The 16,708-nt window shown below is 69.0% G+C and carries 11 protein-coding genes; 9 read left to right on the top strand and 2 right to left on the bottom strand.

Features of this window, described 5'->3' with window-relative positions; translation table 11 throughout:
* The first annotated feature begins 53 nt into the window (after nucleotides 1-53).
* Nucleotides 54-845, top strand: a complete 792-nt coding sequence (locus ABZX12_RS23700) for an alpha/beta hydrolase (protein ID WP_355696316.1) — start codon at nucleotides 54-56, stop codon at nucleotides 843-845.
* A gap of 200 nt (nucleotides 846-1,045) precedes the next feature.
* Here the strand turns inward: ABZX12_RS23700 and ABZX12_RS23695 are convergent, their stop codons facing one another.
* Nucleotides 1,046-2,620, bottom strand: coding sequence for a methylmalonyl-CoA mutase family protein (locus ABZX12_RS23695; RefSeq protein ID WP_355696315.1), 1,575 nt, complete (start codon nucleotides 2,618-2,620; stop codon nucleotides 1,046-1,048).
* A 138-nt stretch (nucleotides 2,621-2,758) separates the two neighbouring features.
* On the opposite strand from ABZX12_RS23695, the gene ABZX12_RS23690 reads away from it, so the two are divergent.
* From ABZX12_RS23690 to ABZX12_RS23675, 4 genes are all read left to right on the top strand, one after another.
* On the top strand, nucleotides 2,759-5,851 hold the full coding sequence (locus ABZX12_RS23690; RefSeq protein WP_355696313.1) for a M14 family zinc carboxypeptidase: 3,093 nt from the start codon (nucleotides 2,759-2,761) through the stop codon (nucleotides 5,849-5,851).
* A gap of 224 nt (nucleotides 5,852-6,075) precedes the next feature.
* The gene (locus tag ABZX12_RS23685; RefSeq protein ID WP_355696311.1) at nucleotides 6,076-7,200 is read left to right on the top strand and encodes a glycosyltransferase family 1 protein; all 1,125 of its coding nucleotides are present in this window, start codon (nucleotides 6,076-6,078) and stop codon (nucleotides 7,198-7,200) included.
* Nucleotides 7,197-8,396 (top strand): glycosyltransferase, encoded by a 1,200-nt coding sequence (locus ABZX12_RS23680; RefSeq protein ID WP_355696309.1) that lies wholly within the window; start codon nucleotides 7,197-7,199, stop codon nucleotides 8,394-8,396. The genes ABZX12_RS23685 and ABZX12_RS23680 overlap by 4 nt, the downstream gene beginning before the upstream one ends.
* A gap of 136 nt (nucleotides 8,397-8,532) precedes the next feature.
* Nucleotides 8,533-12,261, top strand: a complete 3,729-nt coding sequence (locus tag ABZX12_RS23675) for a choice-of-anchor D domain-containing protein (RefSeq protein ID WP_355696307.1) — start codon at nucleotides 8,533-8,535, stop codon at nucleotides 12,259-12,261.
* A 108-nt stretch (nucleotides 12,262-12,369) separates the two neighbouring features.
* On the opposite strand, the gene ABZX12_RS23670 is transcribed toward ABZX12_RS23675, so the two are convergent.
* A complete protein-coding gene (locus ABZX12_RS23670; RefSeq protein ID WP_355696306.1) occupies nucleotides 12,370-13,185 on the bottom strand; it encodes an MBL fold metallo-hydrolase in 816 nt (271 codons plus the stop codon).
* 223 nt (nucleotides 13,186-13,408) lie between these two features.
* Between ABZX12_RS23670 and sdhC the strand changes: the two genes are divergently transcribed.
* Genes sdhC through ABZX12_RS23650 form a run of 4 tightly spaced genes read left to right on the top strand, consistent with a single transcriptional unit; the run spans nucleotide 13,409 to nucleotide 16,703 of the window.
* Nucleotides 13,409-13,786, top strand: coding sequence for a succinate dehydrogenase, cytochrome b556 subunit (sdhC, locus tag ABZX12_RS23665; protein WP_355696304.1), 378 nt, complete (start codon nucleotides 13,409-13,411; stop codon nucleotides 13,784-13,786).
* 1 nt (nucleotide 13,787) lies between these two features.
* A complete protein-coding gene (locus ABZX12_RS23660) occupies nucleotides 13,788-14,249 on the top strand; it encodes a succinate dehydrogenase hydrophobic membrane anchor subunit (protein WP_355696302.1) in 462 nt (153 codons plus the stop codon).
* Nucleotides 14,250-14,256: 7 nt separating this feature from the next.
* Complete coding sequence (sdhA, locus tag ABZX12_RS23655) at nucleotides 14,257-15,999, top strand: succinate dehydrogenase flavoprotein subunit (protein WP_355696300.1); 1,743 nt, start codon at nucleotides 14,257-14,259, stop codon at nucleotides 15,997-15,999.
* On the top strand, nucleotides 15,999-16,703 hold the full coding sequence (locus ABZX12_RS23650; RefSeq protein WP_355696298.1) for a succinate dehydrogenase iron-sulfur subunit: 705 nt from the start codon (nucleotides 15,999-16,001) through the stop codon (nucleotides 16,701-16,703). Before sdhA ends, ABZX12_RS23650 begins: the two co-directional genes overlap by 1 nt.
* Nucleotides 16,704-16,708 lie beyond the last annotated feature (5 nt).

The raw sequence follows: 16,708 nt of genomic DNA, 5'->3' as shown, positions 1-16,708 counted from the left end.
TCTCTCGCCGCCTCCGGCGGCTGCGCGCCCAGGGTGCGCTAATGTCCGCAAGCATGTTCGACGTGCGAGGTAGGACTGCGCATCTGGCGTGGTACCGGACCGATGAGGCGATTGCTGATGTCGCGTTCCTGCACGGCTTCTCGGACTCCGCGCAGTGCTGGGAACCACTGCTCGGCGAGATGCCCGGGATCCACGCGCTCGCGATCGATGCGCGCGGGCACGGTGAGTCCGGGCTCCCGGAGGAACCCTTCCGCTACACCGCCCTCCGCGACGACGCCGCCCTCGTACTGTCGAGCCAGCCACGCGACGGCGGAATGGTCGTCGTCGGCCACTCGATGGGCGCGATGTCGGCCGCGTACCTGGCCGCAGCGAGGCCGGACCTGGTCCGCGCAGTCGTACTGGAGGACCCGCCGACCGGCGGCGCGGATGCCCACCAACCGGACGAACCATGGTCCGAACCGCCCTGGCTCACCGAGATCCGAGCCCTGGACCTGCCGTCGCGGATCGCGCAAGGCCGCGCCAACGACCCCGACTGGCCCAACGACGAACTCGAACCCTGGGCCGTCTCGAAGGCACAACTCAACCCGCACATGTTCGACCTGCCGTACCAGGACCCGCTCTCGCTGACAGACCTGCTCACCGAGATCACCTGCCCCGTCCTCCTCATCCACGGCGACAGCGAACGCGGCTCCTTGATCTCCACCGAGTACGCCGAACGCTGCGCCGAAGCAGCCGCCGGCGACTTCAACGCCGTACACATCCCCAACACCGGCCACTCAATACACCGCGACAACCGCCCGCAGTACCTCGCAGCCCTCACCCCCTTCCTGAACCACCACCGCTGAACCCCTCGACACCTACGTGCATACCGGCGACGGCGGCCGACAGTTGGCGTCGACGAAAAGGTGTGGCCTCTCCCGTCCCACCACATTCCCGGGCGCCGGCAGCACCCCGGCCGACACCACCGTCACGCACCCGCCGAAGGCGGCAGAAGACAGCCACCGCGAAGCGGTGTCGTTTGGGCGGGGGCCTTGCAGGTGTTGGGTCAGAAGGTGTCGGCGGGGACGTAAACGCCCCAGACGTCCCGGAGGGTGTTGCAGACTTCGCCGACGGTGGCTCGGGCTTTCAGGGCTTGTTTCATGGGGTAGAGGCAGTTGTGGTTGCCCTGGGCTGCTTTCTTCAAGGCGGCTAGCGCCTCGTCGACGGCGGACTGGTCGCGGGTTGCGCGGAGGGTGGCGAGGCGGTCGACCTGCTGGGCCTCGATGGCGGGGTCGACGCGGAGCGGTTCGTACGGCTCCTCCTCGGCGATCTTGAACTTGTTCATACCGACGACGACGCGTTCGACGGAGTCGATCTGCTGGGCGATCTGGTACGCCGAGCGCTCGATCTCCTGTTTCTGGAAGCCCTTCTCGATCGCGGCGACCGCACCGCCGTACTCCTCGACCTGGTCCATCAGCTCGACCGCGGCGGCCTCGACCTCGTCGGTGAGCGACTCGACGACGTACGAGCCGGCGAACGGGTCGACCGTCGCCGTCACGTCGGTCTCATAGGCCAGGACCTGCTGGGTGCGGAGCGCAAGCCGGGCGGCCTTCTCGGTGGGCAGCGCGATCGCCTCGTCGTAGGAGTTGGTGTGCAGGGACTGGGTTCCGCCGAGTACGGCAGCCAGGCCCTGGATCGCGACCCGCACCAAATTGACCTCGGGCTGCTGCGCGGTCAGCTGTACGCCGGCCGTCTGGGTGTGGAACCGCAGCATCAACGACTTGGGATTGCGGGCGCCGAACTCATCACGCATCACCCGGGCCCAGATCCGCCGCGCCGCGCGGAACTTCGCGACCTCCTCGAGGAACGTCGTCCGCGCGACGAAGAAGAACGACAGCCGCGGTGCGAACTCGTCGACGTCCAGCCCGGACGCGACCGCGGCCCGGACGTACTCGATCCCGTTCGCGAGCGTGAACGCGATCTCCTGCGCGGGCGTCGCACCGGCCTCGGCCATGTGGTAGCCGGAGATCGAGATCGTGTTCCAGCGCGGCAGCTCCGCCTGGCAGTACGCGAAGATGTCGCTGATCAGCCGCAGCGACTCCTTCGGCGGGTAGATGTAGGTGCCGCGGGCGATGTACTCCTTCAGTACGTCGTTCTGGATCGTGCCGGTGAGCTTGTCCCCGGAGACGCCCTGCTCCTCGGCGACCAACTGGTACAGCAGCAACAGCACGGACCCCGGCGCGTTGATCGTCATCGAGGTGGACACCTGGTCCAGCGGGATCTTGTCGAACAGCACCCGCATGTCGTCGATCGAGTCGATCGCCACCCCGACCTTGCCGACCTCGCCGTGCGCGATCGGGGCGTCGGAGTCGTACCCCATCTGGGTCGGCAGGTCGAACGCGACCGACAGGCCCATCGTCCCGTGGTCGATCAGCTGGTGGTACCGCTGGTTCGACTCGGCCGCGGTGCCGAACCCGGCGTACTGCCGCATCGTCCACGGCCGCTGGGTGTACATCGTCGGGTACACGCCGCGGGTGTACGGGAACTGCCCCGGCTCGCCGAGCTTGGCCGCCGGGTCGAACCCGTCCAGCGGCCCGTACACCGGCGCGAACTCGAACCCCGACTCGCTGCGATGACTCATCCCCCAACGGTATTCCGAACCAGCACCGCACTGGTATGCACCACCGGGTGAGATCGAGCACGCGCGCTGAACTGTTGACTCGTGACGTGGGTCACATCAGGCTGCCGCCATATGCACCGTCGACCGGGGAGGGGCGACATGCGGAGAACGTCGGTTTTCATCGCGGTACTGGCCGTCGTATCGGGGGGACTGGCCGTGGGGCAGGCGGCGACAGCGGCACCGGCGCCAGGAGGTGACGGGCTCGAGGTGTACGTCGGCGACCTGAACGCGCAGCAACTGCAGAAGGTCGTGGACACCGGCGTGGACCGGGCCGACCTGGCCACCGGGAAGGGCGCCGGCGGCACCACGAGGGTCGAGGTCGTCATCTCGGAGCGGCAGGCGGCGAAGCTCCGTTCGGACGGCGTCGATCTGAAGGTCAAGAAAGTGAAGGGACACACCGCCAGCGAGGAGGCCGCACGGCTCGCGGCGGCCGGCCCGACGGTGTTCCGCCCGTACAGCGGGGCCGGCGGACTGCTCGAAGAGCTGACCCAGACGGCGGCCGCGAATCCCGGGCTGGCCAAACTCGTCACGATCGGTACGACGGTGCAGGGCAAGCCGATCGTCGCCGTCAAGGTCACCAAGGACGCCCGCCTGGTCACCGACGGCTCCCGGCCCTCGGTGCTGTACGCGGGCGCCCAGCACGCCCGTGAGTGGATCACCCCGGAGATGGTGCGGCGGCTGATGCACTACGTCATCGACGGCTACGGCCAGAACGCCGAGACCACGAAGATCCTGAACACCAGCGAGCTCTGGTTCCTGCCGGTGGCCAACCCCGACGGCTACGACTACACGTTCGTCGGCGACCGGCTGTGGCGGAAGAACCTGCGCGACAACAACGACGACGGCCAGATCGCTCCCGGCGACGGCGTCGACCTGAACCGCAACCTGGCGACCAAGTGGGGCTACGACAACGAGGGATCGTCACCTGACCCGAGCAGCGACACGTATCGCGGTCCGTCCCCGGGCTCCGAGCCGGAGACGAAGGCCCTCGACCAACTGTTCCAGAGAGTCCGCTTCACGGAGCTGATCAACTACCACTCCGCTGCCGAGCTCCTGCTGTACGGCGTCGGCTGGCAGGTGAGCACGCCCACGCCGGACGACGTGATCGCCGAGGCGCAGGCCGGCGACGACGCGCAACCCGCCGTACCGGGGTACGACCCGGACATCTCGGCGGAGCTGTACACGACCAACGGCGAGACCGACGGACACGTGACAGACACGTACGGGACGATGGCGTTCACGCCGGAGATGTCGACCTGCCAGACCGTGTCGGCCGCGGACCCGAACGACCAGTGGCTGCCCGAGGACTGTGTCAGCGTCTTCAGCTTCCCCGACGACGAGGGCCTGATCCAGGCCGAGTTCGCCAAGAACATCCCGTTCGCGCTGTCGGTCGCGAAGTCCGCGCAGGACCCCGACGACCCGGTCTCCGTGGTCGGGCGGAAGGCCGCTGATCTGGTCGCCGACCCGTTCACGGTCTCGTACGGCACGACCCAGCCGGTCGCCGTGATCGCCAAGCGGGCGTTGAAGAACCTGCGGATCAACTACCGGATCAACGGCGGCGACGCGATCGACGACAAGGTCGCGGAGTGGACGGGCGGCGAGCGGTACGGCGACACCGGCGACCGGTACTACGCCGAGTTCCGCGGCACCGTACGCCGCACCAAGCCCGGCGACTCCGTCGAGGTGTGGTTCACCGGAAACAAGGTGGGGACCGGGGCGGTCTCCAGCGAGCACTTCACCTACAAGGTGGCCAGCGACATCGGCGGACAGGTACTGATCCTGGCCGCGGAGGACGTCACCGGCGCCAGCCCGGCGCAAGGACTGACGACAGCTCGCTACGCCTCCAGCTACGCCAGCGCGCTCACCGCGGCCGGAGTCACTTCGGACGTGTACGACGTGGACGCCAACAACCGGACCGCGCCGCATCCGCTGGGGGTGCTGTCGCACTACAAGGCCGTGGTCTGGGAGACCGGCAACGACATCATCACGCGCAAGATCGGCCAGCCGGCCGGTACGGCTGCTGAGCTGGCGCTCGACCTGGAGCTGTCCGTCCGCGACTACCTCAACGAGGGCGGCAAGCTGCTGTACACGGGTAAGTACGCCGGCTTCGCCAGCAACCAGGACGGCGCCTACTACTACAACCCGTTCGAGGAGCAGCAGGGCGAGTGCACCACACCGCGGGCATACCCGTGTCTGCCGTTGCTGAACGACTTCGAGCAGTACTGGCTCGGCGCGTACTCCCAGGTCGACAACAGCGGCAGCGACAGCAACGGGACCCCGTTCCCGATCACCGGGACGTCCGGCGCCTTCAACGGGTTCGCCGGGACTCTCAACGGCGGCGACTCGGCCAACAACCAGGACCACACCAACGCGTACGTCCTGACGTCGAGTGTCTTGCCGGCAGCCCAGTTCCCGCAGTTCGCGAGCTCGGCACCGTTGAAGTGGCAGCGGCCCGGCGGCGCGCCGTTCGAGCCGTTCACGGGATCGCAGTACATCTACAGCCAGCGCGCGGACATCAGCTACAAGCGGCTGGCCCGGACCGTCGACCTGAGCGGTTTCTCGAGCGGTTCGCTGGCGTTCAAGTTCTCGTACGACACCGAGGCGGACTGGGACTACGTCATGGTCGAGGCGCACACCGTCGGTCAGGACGACTGGACCACGCTGCCGGACATCAACGGCCACACGGCGCAGGACACCGGTCAGAGCTGCCCGGCCGGTTGGGTGCAGCTGCATCCGTTCCTGGCCCACTACCAGGGCGCCGACTGTTCACCGACCGGTACCACCGGCGCCTGGCACGCGTCGTCCGGGGCCAGCGGCGGTTGGCAGGACTGGAAGGTCGACCTGACGCCGTACGCCGGGAAACAGGTCGAGCTGTCGATCACCTATGTCAGCGACTGGTCGACGCAGGGCCTCGGCTCGTTCGTCGACGACGTCTCGATCACGAGGGACCAGAGCACCGAGTCGACCTCGTTCGAGGCCGACCTCGGCGGCTGGGCGGTGACCGGTGCGCCGGCCGGCTCGGCGAAGAACCCGAACGACTGGATTCGGACCACGACCGCCTTCGTCGAGGGCGCAGGCGTGACCACGCCGGACACCGTGTACCTGGGCTTCGGGGCCGAGGGGCTCACCACAGCGGCGATGCGCAACGACCTGGTCCAACGGTCGATGACGCACCTGCTGAACACGCCGTAAACCGATCGTTGGCAGGGCGGCCGATCCTGGCCGCCCTGCCAACGGAAGGCGTTCAGCGCGCCGCGGGGCGATCGACGATGCCCAGAGTTCGCATCCGACTAACCAAGCACAGCCCGGTGGCAACCTGAAGGACACTTCAAGGCCCTGCAGCCGTCGCCAGGCCATCGACGCGGTGTCACGAGAGCGTCGCCCAGGGTTCATGGTCGGTGAGGAACCTTCGAGATGTGCGAATCGTGATGGTGGCCGAGACCTTCCTGCCGCAGATCAACGGCGTGGCGAACACGGCTCGCCACGTCGCCGACCGGCTGCGTGCCCGCGGGCACGAACTGCTGATCATCGCCCCCGGCCCGGGTCCGGACAGCTACGGCGACGTCCCGGTCCTGCGGGCCCGGAGCTTCCGGACGCCGGGGTACAAGGAGTACCCGGTCGGTCTGCCGGACCCCTCGATCGAGCGGGCGATGGCCGACTTCCGGCCGGACTTGGTGCATCTCGCCTCGCCGTTCATCATCGGCGCGTACGGGCTGCGCGCCGCCCGCCGGCTCGGCGTACCGACGGTCGCGATCTTCCAGACCGACATCGCCGGCTTCGCCCGCCAGTACCCCTGGTACGCCGCCGCGGACCGGGGCATCTGGCGCTGGGTACGGCGGACACACTCGCGCGCCGACCGGACCCTCGCGCCCTCGACCTCGGCCGTCGACGCACTCGTGCAGCGCGGCGTACCGCGGGTCTACCGGTGGGGCCGCGGCGTGAACCTGGATCTCTTCGACCCGTCGAACCGGGACGAACAGTGGCGCCGGGAGATCTCTCCGGACGGCAAGCCGATCGTCGGGTACGTCGGCCGGCTGGCGGCCGAGAAGAAGGTCCGGCGGCTCACGGAGCTGACCGATCTGGACTGCCGGATCGTGGTCGTCGGCGACGGGCCGGACCGCGCCGCCCTGGAGCACGCGTTGCCGACGGCAACCTTCCTCGGGATGCGCCGCGGCGCCGACCTGGCGTCGATCTTCGCCGGCCTGGACGTGTTCGTGCACACCGGCGAGCACGAGACGTTCTGCCAGACGATCCAGGAGGCGCAGGCCTCCGGCGTTGCGACCGTCGGCCCGGCTGCCGGCGGTCCGCTCGACCTCATCCACCCCGGCGAGAACGGCCTGCTGTTCGAGCCCGGCAAGTCTGGCTCGCTGCGGGCCGCGGTGAATACGCTGCTCGACCACCCGGCGGCCCGCGGCCGGATGGCGGCCAGCGGCCTGCAGCGCGTGCAGTCGCGCACCTGGTCCGCGGTCGTCGACGACCTGGTCGACCGCCACTACGCCGAGGTGCTCCGGGACGCGGCCGCCGTACGGCGGGTCGCATGACGGGCCTGCGGATCGCCCAGCTGGCCAACTTCGTCGGGCCGACGTCCGGCGGGATGCGGACCGCGATCGAGCACATCGGCCGGGGGTACGCCGAGGCCGGCGCCGAGCGGATCGTGATCACGCCGGGCGAGCGGGACTCCGTGGTCGAGACCGAGCTCGGCACGATCGTCCGGGTGAAGGCGCCGAAGGTGAGCGGCGGCTACCGGCTGATCACCACGCCGTGGACCGTGATCGACGTACTGAAGCGCTTCCGGCCGACCACGGTCGAGATCTCCGACAAGTCGACGCTCCTCCCGGTCGCGCGCTGGGCTCGCAAGAACGACATCGGCACGGTGCTGTTCAGCCACGAACGCCTCGACGCGATGCTCGCCCTCGGAGCGGCGCGCCCGGGTCAGCTGGGCGGGAACGACGTACTCCGGCCGGGCCGGATGCTCGGTGAGCGGCAGGTGCGGTGGGGCTCCGACGGGGTGAAGTACAGCCAGCTCGGCGTGGTCGCCACGGTGTCCGCGCTGTACAAGCTGCTCAGCCGCACGTACGACGCGGTGGTGGTGACGTCGCGGTACGCGGCGGCCGAGTTCGACGAGGTGACGACCCCACTGGTCCGGATCCCGCTCGGCGTCGACCTCGACACGTTCCACCCGTCACTGGGTTCGCCTTCGGACGACGGGCTTCTGAAGCTCGTACACGCCGGCCGCCTCTCCCGTGAGAAGAGCCCGCACCTCGCCGTCGCCACCGCCGCCGAACTGCACCGCCGCGGCGTGAACATCCGGATGGACGTCTACGGCACCGGCCCGCACCTCGACGAGCTGATCGAGATCGCCGGCGACGCCCCTGTGTTCTTCCATGGGTACGTCGACGGCCGCCGTACCCTCGCCAAACACCTCGCCGAGGCCGACATCGCCCTGTCCGTCTGCCCCGGCGAAACCTTCGGCCTGGCAGTCCTGGAAGCCCTGGCCGCCGGCACCCCGGTAGTCACCGCCAACACCGGCGGCGCCCGAGAACTCGTCGACGAATCCTGCGGCCGCTGGGCCCCCGCCAACCCATCGGCTCTCGCCGACGCCGTCCTGGCCCTCGCCCACCACCCCAACCGCCGCGCCGCCGCCCGCCGCCGCGCGGAGCTCTACACCTGGCAATCCTGCATCGACCGCATGCTCACCCTTCACCACCGCCTGGCCCAGAGCCGCCTCGCTGCGTAAGCGCCCGGCGACTGTCCGCCGACCACACTTGCAGGAAGTGGCAAGCGTGTTGCGGTCAGGCCCGGAAACGCGGTAAATCTCTCCCTTTCGCCGGTGCCACTCGGGGTGCGCCGGAGTCCCCTGCCCTGGAGATTCAATGCGCCGCGCCCGCAAACCCGCCCTGTTCCGCGCCGCCCTGGCCACCGCCCTGGCAGCCATCACCATCCCCTTCATCGCCCACGCCGCCTTCGGCGAGGAAACCGCGCTGGGCGTGGTCACCAGGGACATCCTGGTCGTCGACAGCTACGGCACCAAGCGCATCACCGACGACAGCGAGATCACCTCGGCGACCACCCAGGACGGGGAGCTCTACCTGTCGAACGTCTGGTTCGGCCCGCCCCTCGGCCAACGCCTCGCGAACGGCACGACGTACGACGTGGCAGCACAGCGAACCGACTCGGCCGGACTGATCGGCAACGTGTGCCGCACGTTCGACAACCAGGTCTCCCAGGCGAAGTCGGGCGCGCTGACCGTCGACGAGGTCAAGTACGACGGCGACACCATCACCAGTATCTCCGCGAGCTGGACGGTCGAGTGCCAGAACGGTTCGACGACGTCGCAGGGCTTCGTCCGACTGGCCGACGACCGCCCGCACCCACTGGTCGCGCCGGCGCCGGTCACCATGCCCCAGGCGGGCCGGACGGATCCCGTCCAGGCAACCGTGACGCTGACCAACTCCGGCGACGCCGCCACCGGGACGCTCGGCGCGGCCACCGTCGATCCGGCTCTCGCCGACGGCCAGTACTACGACGTCGCCGCCGACAGGTGCGCCGGAAAGAGCCTGGCAGCGGACGAGACCTGCACGGTCGACATCGTCTACCAGCGGGGCACGGCCGGGATCTCCAGGACCCGCATCGCCGTGGCCGCGCCGGGGTATCCAGGGGGCAGGATCCTGGCGGCCGCGACCGGGACGACGATCGTCGCGCCGACGGCTCCCGTCGTCACGCCGTTCCCGATCCTGACCGGGCAGGGCCTCCGCTGGTACGGGGTCATGAACGCCTCGTGGTTGCAGGTCGAACGCCGGCTGCCCGGGGAAACCTGGCAGGACGTCTCCGGCCGGATCGCGGGGACCGCTACGACCTGGGCCGACCGCACGCTCCCGGTCGGCGGAACCGCGGAGTACCGCGTCACGGCCGGAAACGCGGACGGGGCCTCACCGCCGAGCGCCGTCGTGACCGCGACGAGACAGCCGGACGTCGGCACCGGCACAGTCACCGCGCTGTCCGTCGACACCGACGGGCCGGCCGACCGGGTGGTGACGTCCTTCGAGGAGACCTCGGCCGAGGCGAACTACCGCATGCTGCGCTCGCCGGCGCTGTCCGTCACGTTGCCCAATCTGCCCGGACCGGGGGTCTACAAGATCGGCCCGGAGGCCGCGTACCACGTGTCCATCCGGTCAACGCTCGCGTGCTCGATCGACGGCACGCTGCGAGTCGATCAGCTCGCCTACACCGACGACTTCTGGCCGACTGCCACGATGGCAGCGACAGCCGACGGTGTCTGCCGGACGGAGAGCGGCGACGGCCCACACGTAATCCTGGAACTGCGGGTGCACAGCGCACGGCCGCTGGTGGCGATCGCGACCGGCCCGGTCGACGCCGGCCGCGTCGTCGTCGGCCAGGCGTCGGAGCCCAAGACGGTCACCATCCGGAACACCGGCAGCACGCAGGTGCAGCTCGGCGCACCGACCGTCGTCGGAACCACGGCCGGCGACTGGACGATCCAGACGAACCACTGTCCGGCAGCCCTCGCCGTCGGCGCGAGCTGCACCGTCGACGTAGTCGTCCGGCCGTCGGTGTCCGGCGCGCACAGCGCTCAGCTGGAACTGCCGGACAACACAGCCAGAGGGAAGCATCACGCTGCCCTGACCGTCACCGGTGTCGGTACGGCGGCCGCACCGACCAACTTCAAGGCAGTGGGAACGCTCACCGGCGTCGACCTGAGCTGGGATCCGCCGACCGACAATGGGCAGAGCGAGGTGACCGGCTACACCGTGCACCGCCTCGCCGGCGGGACCACGACGACGTTCGAGGTAGCGCCGGCCGCGAACGGAACGACCTCACGCTGGAACGACTCCAACCCGCCGGCCGGTGCGACGTACGCCGTCTCCGCCGGGAACCAGATCGGCGACGGCGTACCGACCGCCGCGCAGGCCCCGCGGCAGACGTCCGATGTTCTTGCCTACAGCAACGGTGGGCTTTACCAGTGGTCGTGGCCGGACGGCACCCAACCGGTTCCGGTCGGCTCGGGCATCCCCGCGCAAGGCATCGGCGAAATGGCTGCCTCGAGCGATGGCCGGTACCTGGCGTACGTGGCGGACGGAGCACTGTGGACCGTTCGCGCGGACTCCCGAGCGGTCTCGACGCCGGTCCGGGTGGCGGCGGTCGGCACCGTGTGGGACATCGCCTGGTCGCCCGACCGGAGCCGGCTGGCCTATGCGCAGACGCAGCCCGGCGAGGATTTCTGCGTCTGGGTGGTCACGCTGCCGAGCGGCGACCCGGTCAAGGTCCGATGCGGTGTCAGACAGCCCAGCTGGCTTCCCGACCTACAGGCACTGGTGGTCGTAGATACCCACGGCGGTGCGCTGCAGAGGGTCGCGGCCACCGCGACCGGCGCCGTGCTCGGCACCTACGCCGGCACCATCGGCGCGACGACGACGGCGGTGTCTCCTGACGGACGCTGGATCGCGTATGCGAGCTCTCCGTTCGCACCCAAGGTGGGCCTCCTCCCCCTGGTCGGCGGCGTGGCACAGTCGACGAGCCTGTCCTACCTGCCCGGCAAGCTGTACTGGTCACCTGCGGCCGACCGCCTCCTCACCTGGGCCCACACCGATACGCACGGCCTGCTGACAGTGGCCGCGGACGGCAAGCTCGGACCCGAGGCGTCGCTCTTCGCGCAGTACATCGAGGGCATTCGGGCGCCCGTGTGGCAGGGCCTGAGCGTCGAGATCCCGCCGACCGCGGCCACGATGGGGAGCGCTGTCAGCATCCCGTTCGACGTCTCCGCCCTCAGCGCCGGCACGTCGACGGTCTGCCGGCTCGACTCGGGCGCCTGGGCGCCTTGTACGTCGCCGTACCGCGCCACCGGCGTGACCGGCGGCGCCCACACGTTCGCTGTGAAGGCCACCGAGCCCAGCGGCCGTACGGTCGTCGGCTCCCGGTCCTTCACCGCCGACGCGACCGGGCCGGTGGCTCGGGTGACCGGGCCGACGTACCAGGCGTCGGTGGCCGCGACGGCGACGCTGACTGTGTCGGCCACGGATGCCGGCGGGGTAGCGTCGTACGACGTTCGGTACCGGCGGGCGACGTCCACGGGGGCGTACGGCGCGTACGTGCAGCCGTGGACGCGGACGACCGCGACGTCGATGAATCTCGCGGTCGCTGCGGGGTACGAGTACTGCGCGTCGGTTCGGGCGACGGACAAGCTCGGCAACGTCGGCCAATGGAGTGCGGACCGGTGCTTCTCGCGGCCGCTCGACGACCGGTCGCTGTCGTTGGCCTCGACCGGGTGGACGCGGGCGACCGGATCCACGTTCTACTTCGGCACCACGACGCAGACCTCGATGTACGGCAAATCGCTGACGCGGACCGTGCAGGGGAAGCGGTTCTTTCTGGTCGCGACCCGCTGCCCGACGTGCGGCTCGGTCGCCGTGTACGCGGGGAACAGGTACCTGATCACCGTGAATCTCTCCTACCCGACGACCCACAAGCAGGTGCTGCTCGGTCTTCCGGTGCAGAGCACGCTCTTCAGCGGCACCCTCAAGTTCGTCAGCGCGTCCAGCGGCAAGCTCGTCCAGATCGACGGGTTGGCAGTGGGCAGAACCTGACGAACGGCAGCTCGACAGGAGGTGTCGCTCAGCCGGGCGCCGGGAGGCGCCTAGCTGAGCGTGAGCCCTCGGTCTGGTGGGCGTATACGTACTGTCGAGCTGCAGACGTCAGGTCAGGTGGTCGTAGTCGCCGCGGACCCAGGCGGCGTGGCGGTCGGCGGAGCGGCGGACTACTGCTTTGGCGTCGACGGGGATGACCGAGCCGAAGTTGTTGTAGAGGCGGTCGTACTCGAAGGGGTCGAGGGAGCGGGCGACCCGGTCGACGACGGCGCCGGACAGGGGGATGCGGTTCGGGTAGCTGCGCATGAAACTGACCGAGGTGCGGTCGGGGTTCGCGAAGATCGTGTCGCCGGACAGGATCACTCCCTTGCCGTCGGCACCGTTCGCCCAGTGCACGACCGCGCTGCCGGGGAAGTGACCGCCTGGCTGGATCAAGGTCACTCCGGGTAGCGGAGTGAGCTCACCGGACCAGGTCTTGATCACCGGGTCCTGCCGCGCGACCCACTCCTTGTCCGCCTCCGAGACGTACACCGGCACGTCGCCGAGGCGGTGGCTCCACTCGACCTGGACGCCGTACATGTGCGGGTGGCTGGCGACGATCGCCACTACCTCGCCCAACGCGCGGATCCGGCCGACGGCGTCGTCGTCGAGGTAGCCGATCGGGTCCCAGAGCAGGCTGCCCTCGGCGGTTGTCAGCAGCATCGACTGCTGGCCGATGCCGACCGGCGGCTTCGAGCGGACGCCGTACAGGCCCGGTTCGACCTCGTCGATGGTGACCTCGGTGCCAGCCGCGGCCAACTCCTCGAGCGTGGTCCAGTGCTGGCCGTCGGCGGGTACCCACTGCCGCTCGTCGGCACAGATCGCGCACACCTCGACCTGCTCCGAGTGCTCCACCGCACACGTCGCACAGATCCAGAAACTCACCGTAACTCTCCCCTCTCAGCGGAAGCCGCCAGTGTTTTCGTTCAAGCCCAGTTGAAGTCAAGGGCATCGAAGGGCCACCGTCGAGGGCCACTCCGGGCCCGTGTCGCTGGGCCACCGACGCGACCGATCTCACACCTGTCAGGACATTTCGGGGTCGGTGGCGGGACTAGCATCGAATCGGCCTGGATTCCGCCAGGCTCGGGAGCTCCGATCGGAGGACGGTTTGCCCAGCAAACCAGCCGGCACGCTCTACCGCGGCCGGGAGGGCATGTGGTCATGGGTCGCGCACCGGATCACCGGTGTCGGGATCTTCTTCTTCCTGCTGGTGCACGTGCTGGACACCGCGCTGGTCCGGGTGTCGCCGGAGGCCTACAACGAGGTCATCGGCACCTACAAGAACCCGGTCGTCGGCCTGCTCGAGGTCGGCCTGGTGGCGGCGATCCTGTTCCACGCCTTCAACGGCATCCGGCTGATCCTGGTGGATTTCTGGGCCAAGGGCCCGCGCTACCAGCGGCAGCTGATGATCGGCGTCGGCGTCGTCTGGGTCGTCCTCTTCGTCCCGTTCGTCATCCGCCATCTGACCCACGTGTTCGGAGGCTGAGATGAGTGACATCGCGGCTCCCCGGTCCAGCAGCCGCTCGAGGAACCTGAAGGGCGGCGGCCGGAACCGCTCCGGCCAGACCAACTTCGAGCTGTACAGCTGGCTGTTCATGCGGCTGTCCGGGCTCGCGCTGGTGATCCTGGTGCTCGGGCACCTGTTCGTGAACCTGATGCTCGGCGGCGGCATCACCGCGCTCGACTTCGGGTTCGTGGCCGGCAAGTGGGCCAACCCGCTGTGGCAGGTCTGGGATCTGCTGATGCTGTGGCTGGCGATGCTGCACGGCACCAACGGGCTGCGCACGATCATCAACGACTACGCGGAGAAGGACCAGACCCGGTTCTGGCTGAAGGCCCTGCTGGTCACGGCCGCGATCGTGATCGTGGTCCTCGGCACCCTGGTGATCTTCACCTTCGACCCCTGCCTCGACCCCAGCTCCACGCTGTCGGTCTGCACCAACAACTAAGGAAGTCATGCAGGTCCACCAGTACGACGTTGTCATCGTCGGCGCGGGCGGGGCGGGCATGCGCGCCGCCCTCGAGTCGAGCAAGCGGACCCGTACCGCCGTCCTCACCAAGCTCTACCCGACCCGCTCGCACACCGGCGCCGCCCAGGGCGGGATGTGTGCCGCGCTGGCGAACGTCGAGGAGGACAACTGGGAGTGGCACACCTTCGACACGGTCAAGGGCGGCGACTTCCTGGTCGACCAGGACGCGGCCGAGGTGATGTGCCGCGAGGCCGTCGACGCGGTTCTCGACCTGGAGAAGATGGGCCTGCCGTTCAACCGGACGGCCGAGGGCAAGATCGACCAGCGGTTCTTCGGCGGCCACACCCGCAACCACGGTGAGGCCGTCGTCCGGCGGTCCTGCTTCGCCGCGGACCGGACCGGCCACATGATCCTGCAGACGCTCTACCAGCAGTGCATCAAGCAGAACGTCGAGTTCTTCAACGAGTACTACGTGCTCGACCTGCTGATGACCGACGGCAAGGCGAGCGGCGTGGTCGCGTACGAGCTGGCCACCGGCGAGCTGCACGTGTTCTCCGCCAAGTCGGTGATCTTCGCGTCCGGCGGTTTCGGCAAGGTCTTCCGGACGACGTCCAACGCGCACACGCTCACCGGCGACGGCATGGGCATCGTGTGGCGCAAGGGCCTGCCGCTGGAGGACATGGAGTTCTTCCAGTTCCACCCGACCGGCCTGGCGGGGCTCGGCGTCCTGCTGTCGGAGGCGGCCCGCGGCGAGGGCGGCATCCTGCGGAACAAAGACAACGAGCGGTTCATGGAGCGCTACGCCCCGACCGTGAAGGACCTGGCGCCGCGGGACATGGTCGCCCGCGCGATGGCGAACGAGGTCCGCGAGGGCCGGGGCTGCGGTCCGGACGGCGCGTACGTGATGCTCGACCTGACCCACCTGGAGCCCGCGCACATCGACGCGAAGCTGCCGGACATCACCGAGTTCGCCCGCACCTACCTGGGCGTGGAGCCGTACACCGAGCAGATCCCGGTGTTCCCGACCGCGCACTACGCGATGGGCGGCATCCCGACCAACATCAAGGGCGAGGCGCTGGCCAACAACGACGACGTGATCCCCGGCCTGTACGCCGCGGGTGAGGTCGCCTGCGTGTCCGTGCACGGTGCGAACCGGCTGGGCACCAACTCGCTGCTGGACATCAACGTCTTCGGCCGCCGTGCCGGGATCGCCGCCGCGGAGTACGCCGAGACCGCTTCCTTCGAGGAACTGCCGGACGACCCGTCGGCGTACGTCGTGGAGCTGGTCGAGGGCCTGCGGACCTCGGCCGGCGAGGAGCGGATCGCGGCGATCCGCGCCGATCTCCAGGCGACGATGGACCTGAACGCGCAGGTGTACCGCACCGAGGGCTCGCTGAAGCAGGCGCTGGTCGACATCGAGGCGCTCAAGGAGCGGTTCAAGAACGTCGGTGTCCAGGACAAGGGCAAGCGGTTCAACACCGACCTGCTGGAGGCCGTCGAGCTGGGCTTCCTGATCGACCTGGCCGAGGTGCTCGTGGTGTCCGCGCTGGCCCGCAAGGAGTCCCGCGGCGGGCACTTCCGCGAGGACTACGACAAGCGCGACGACGTCAACTTCATGCGGCACACGATGGCGTACCGCGACGTCGACGCCGAGGGCAACGTCAACATCCGGCTCGACTACAAGCCGGTCGTGCAGACCCGCTACAAGCCGATGGAGCGCAAGTACTGATGGACGTCAAGGTCAAGATCCTCCGGTACAACCCCGAGGTCGTCGACGAGGCCGAGTGGAAGACGTACTCCGTCACGCTGCAGCCGACCGACCGGGTGCTGGACGCGCTGCACAAGATCAAGTGGGAGCAGGACGGCACGCTGACGTTCCGGCGGTCCTGCGCGCACGGTGTCTGCGGCTCGGACGCGATGCGGATCAACGGCCGCAACCGGCTCGCCTGCAAGACCCTGATCAAGGACCTGAACCCGGAGAAGGAGATCACCGTCGAGCCCATCAAGGGCCTCGCGGTGCTCAAGGACCTGGTCGTCGACATGGACCCGTTCTTCGAGGCGTACCGCTCGGTGATGCCGTTCCTGGTCACCAGCGGCCACGAGCCGACCCGGGAGCGGATCCAGTCGCAGGCCGACCGGGACCGGTTCGACGACACCACCAAGTGCATCCTCTGCGCGGCGTGTACGACGTCCTGCCCGGTGTTCTGGTCCGACGGGCAGTACTTCGGGCCGCAGGCGATCGTCGGCGCGCACCGGTTCATCTTCGACAGCCGTGACGAGGGCACCGAGCAGCGGCTGGAGATCCTGAACGACAAGGAAGGCGTCTGGCGCTGCCGGACCACCTTCAACTGCACCGAGGCCTGCCCGCGCGGTATCGAGGTCACCAAGGCGATCCAGGAAGTGAAGCGGGCGCTCATCTTCCGCCGAGTGTGAGGGTG

This window comes from Kribbella sp. NPDC003505 (assembly GCF_040610875.1).
GTDB lineage: Bacteria > Actinomycetota > Actinomycetes > Propionibacteriales > Kribbellaceae > Kribbella.
This window is presented reverse-complemented; position numbering and strand designations above follow the sequence as displayed.

What these genes read in the sequence shown, in the direction of transcription:
- ABZX12_RS23700 (WP_355696316.1), top strand. Translation starts at nt 54, where the DNA reads ATGTTCGACGTGCGAGGTAGGACTGCGCATCTGGCGTGGTACCGGACC.
- ABZX12_RS23695 (WP_355696315.1), bottom strand. Translation starts at nt 2,620, where the DNA reads ATGAGTCATCGCAGCGAGTCGGGGTTCGAGTTCGCGCCGGTGTACGGG.
- ABZX12_RS23690 (WP_355696313.1), top strand. Translation starts at nt 2,759, where the DNA reads ATGCGGAGAACGTCGGTTTTCATCGCGGTACTGGCCGTCGTATCGGGG.
- ABZX12_RS23680 (WP_355696309.1), top strand. Translation starts at nt 7,197, where the DNA reads ATGACGGGCCTGCGGATCGCCCAGCTGGCCAACTTCGTCGGGCCGACG.
- ABZX12_RS23675 (WP_355696307.1), top strand. Translation starts at nt 8,533, where the DNA reads ATGCGCCGCGCCCGCAAACCCGCCCTGTTCCGCGCCGCCCTGGCCACC.
- ABZX12_RS23660 (WP_355696302.1), top strand. Translation starts at nt 13,788, where the DNA reads ATGAGTGACATCGCGGCTCCCCGGTCCAGCAGCCGCTCGAGGAACCTG.
- sdhA (WP_355696300.1), top strand. Translation starts at nt 14,257, where the DNA reads ATGCAGGTCCACCAGTACGACGTTGTCATCGTCGGCGCGGGCGGGGCG.
- ABZX12_RS23650 (WP_355696298.1), top strand. Translation starts at nt 15,999, where the DNA reads ATGGACGTCAAGGTCAAGATCCTCCGGTACAACCCCGAGGTCGTCGAC.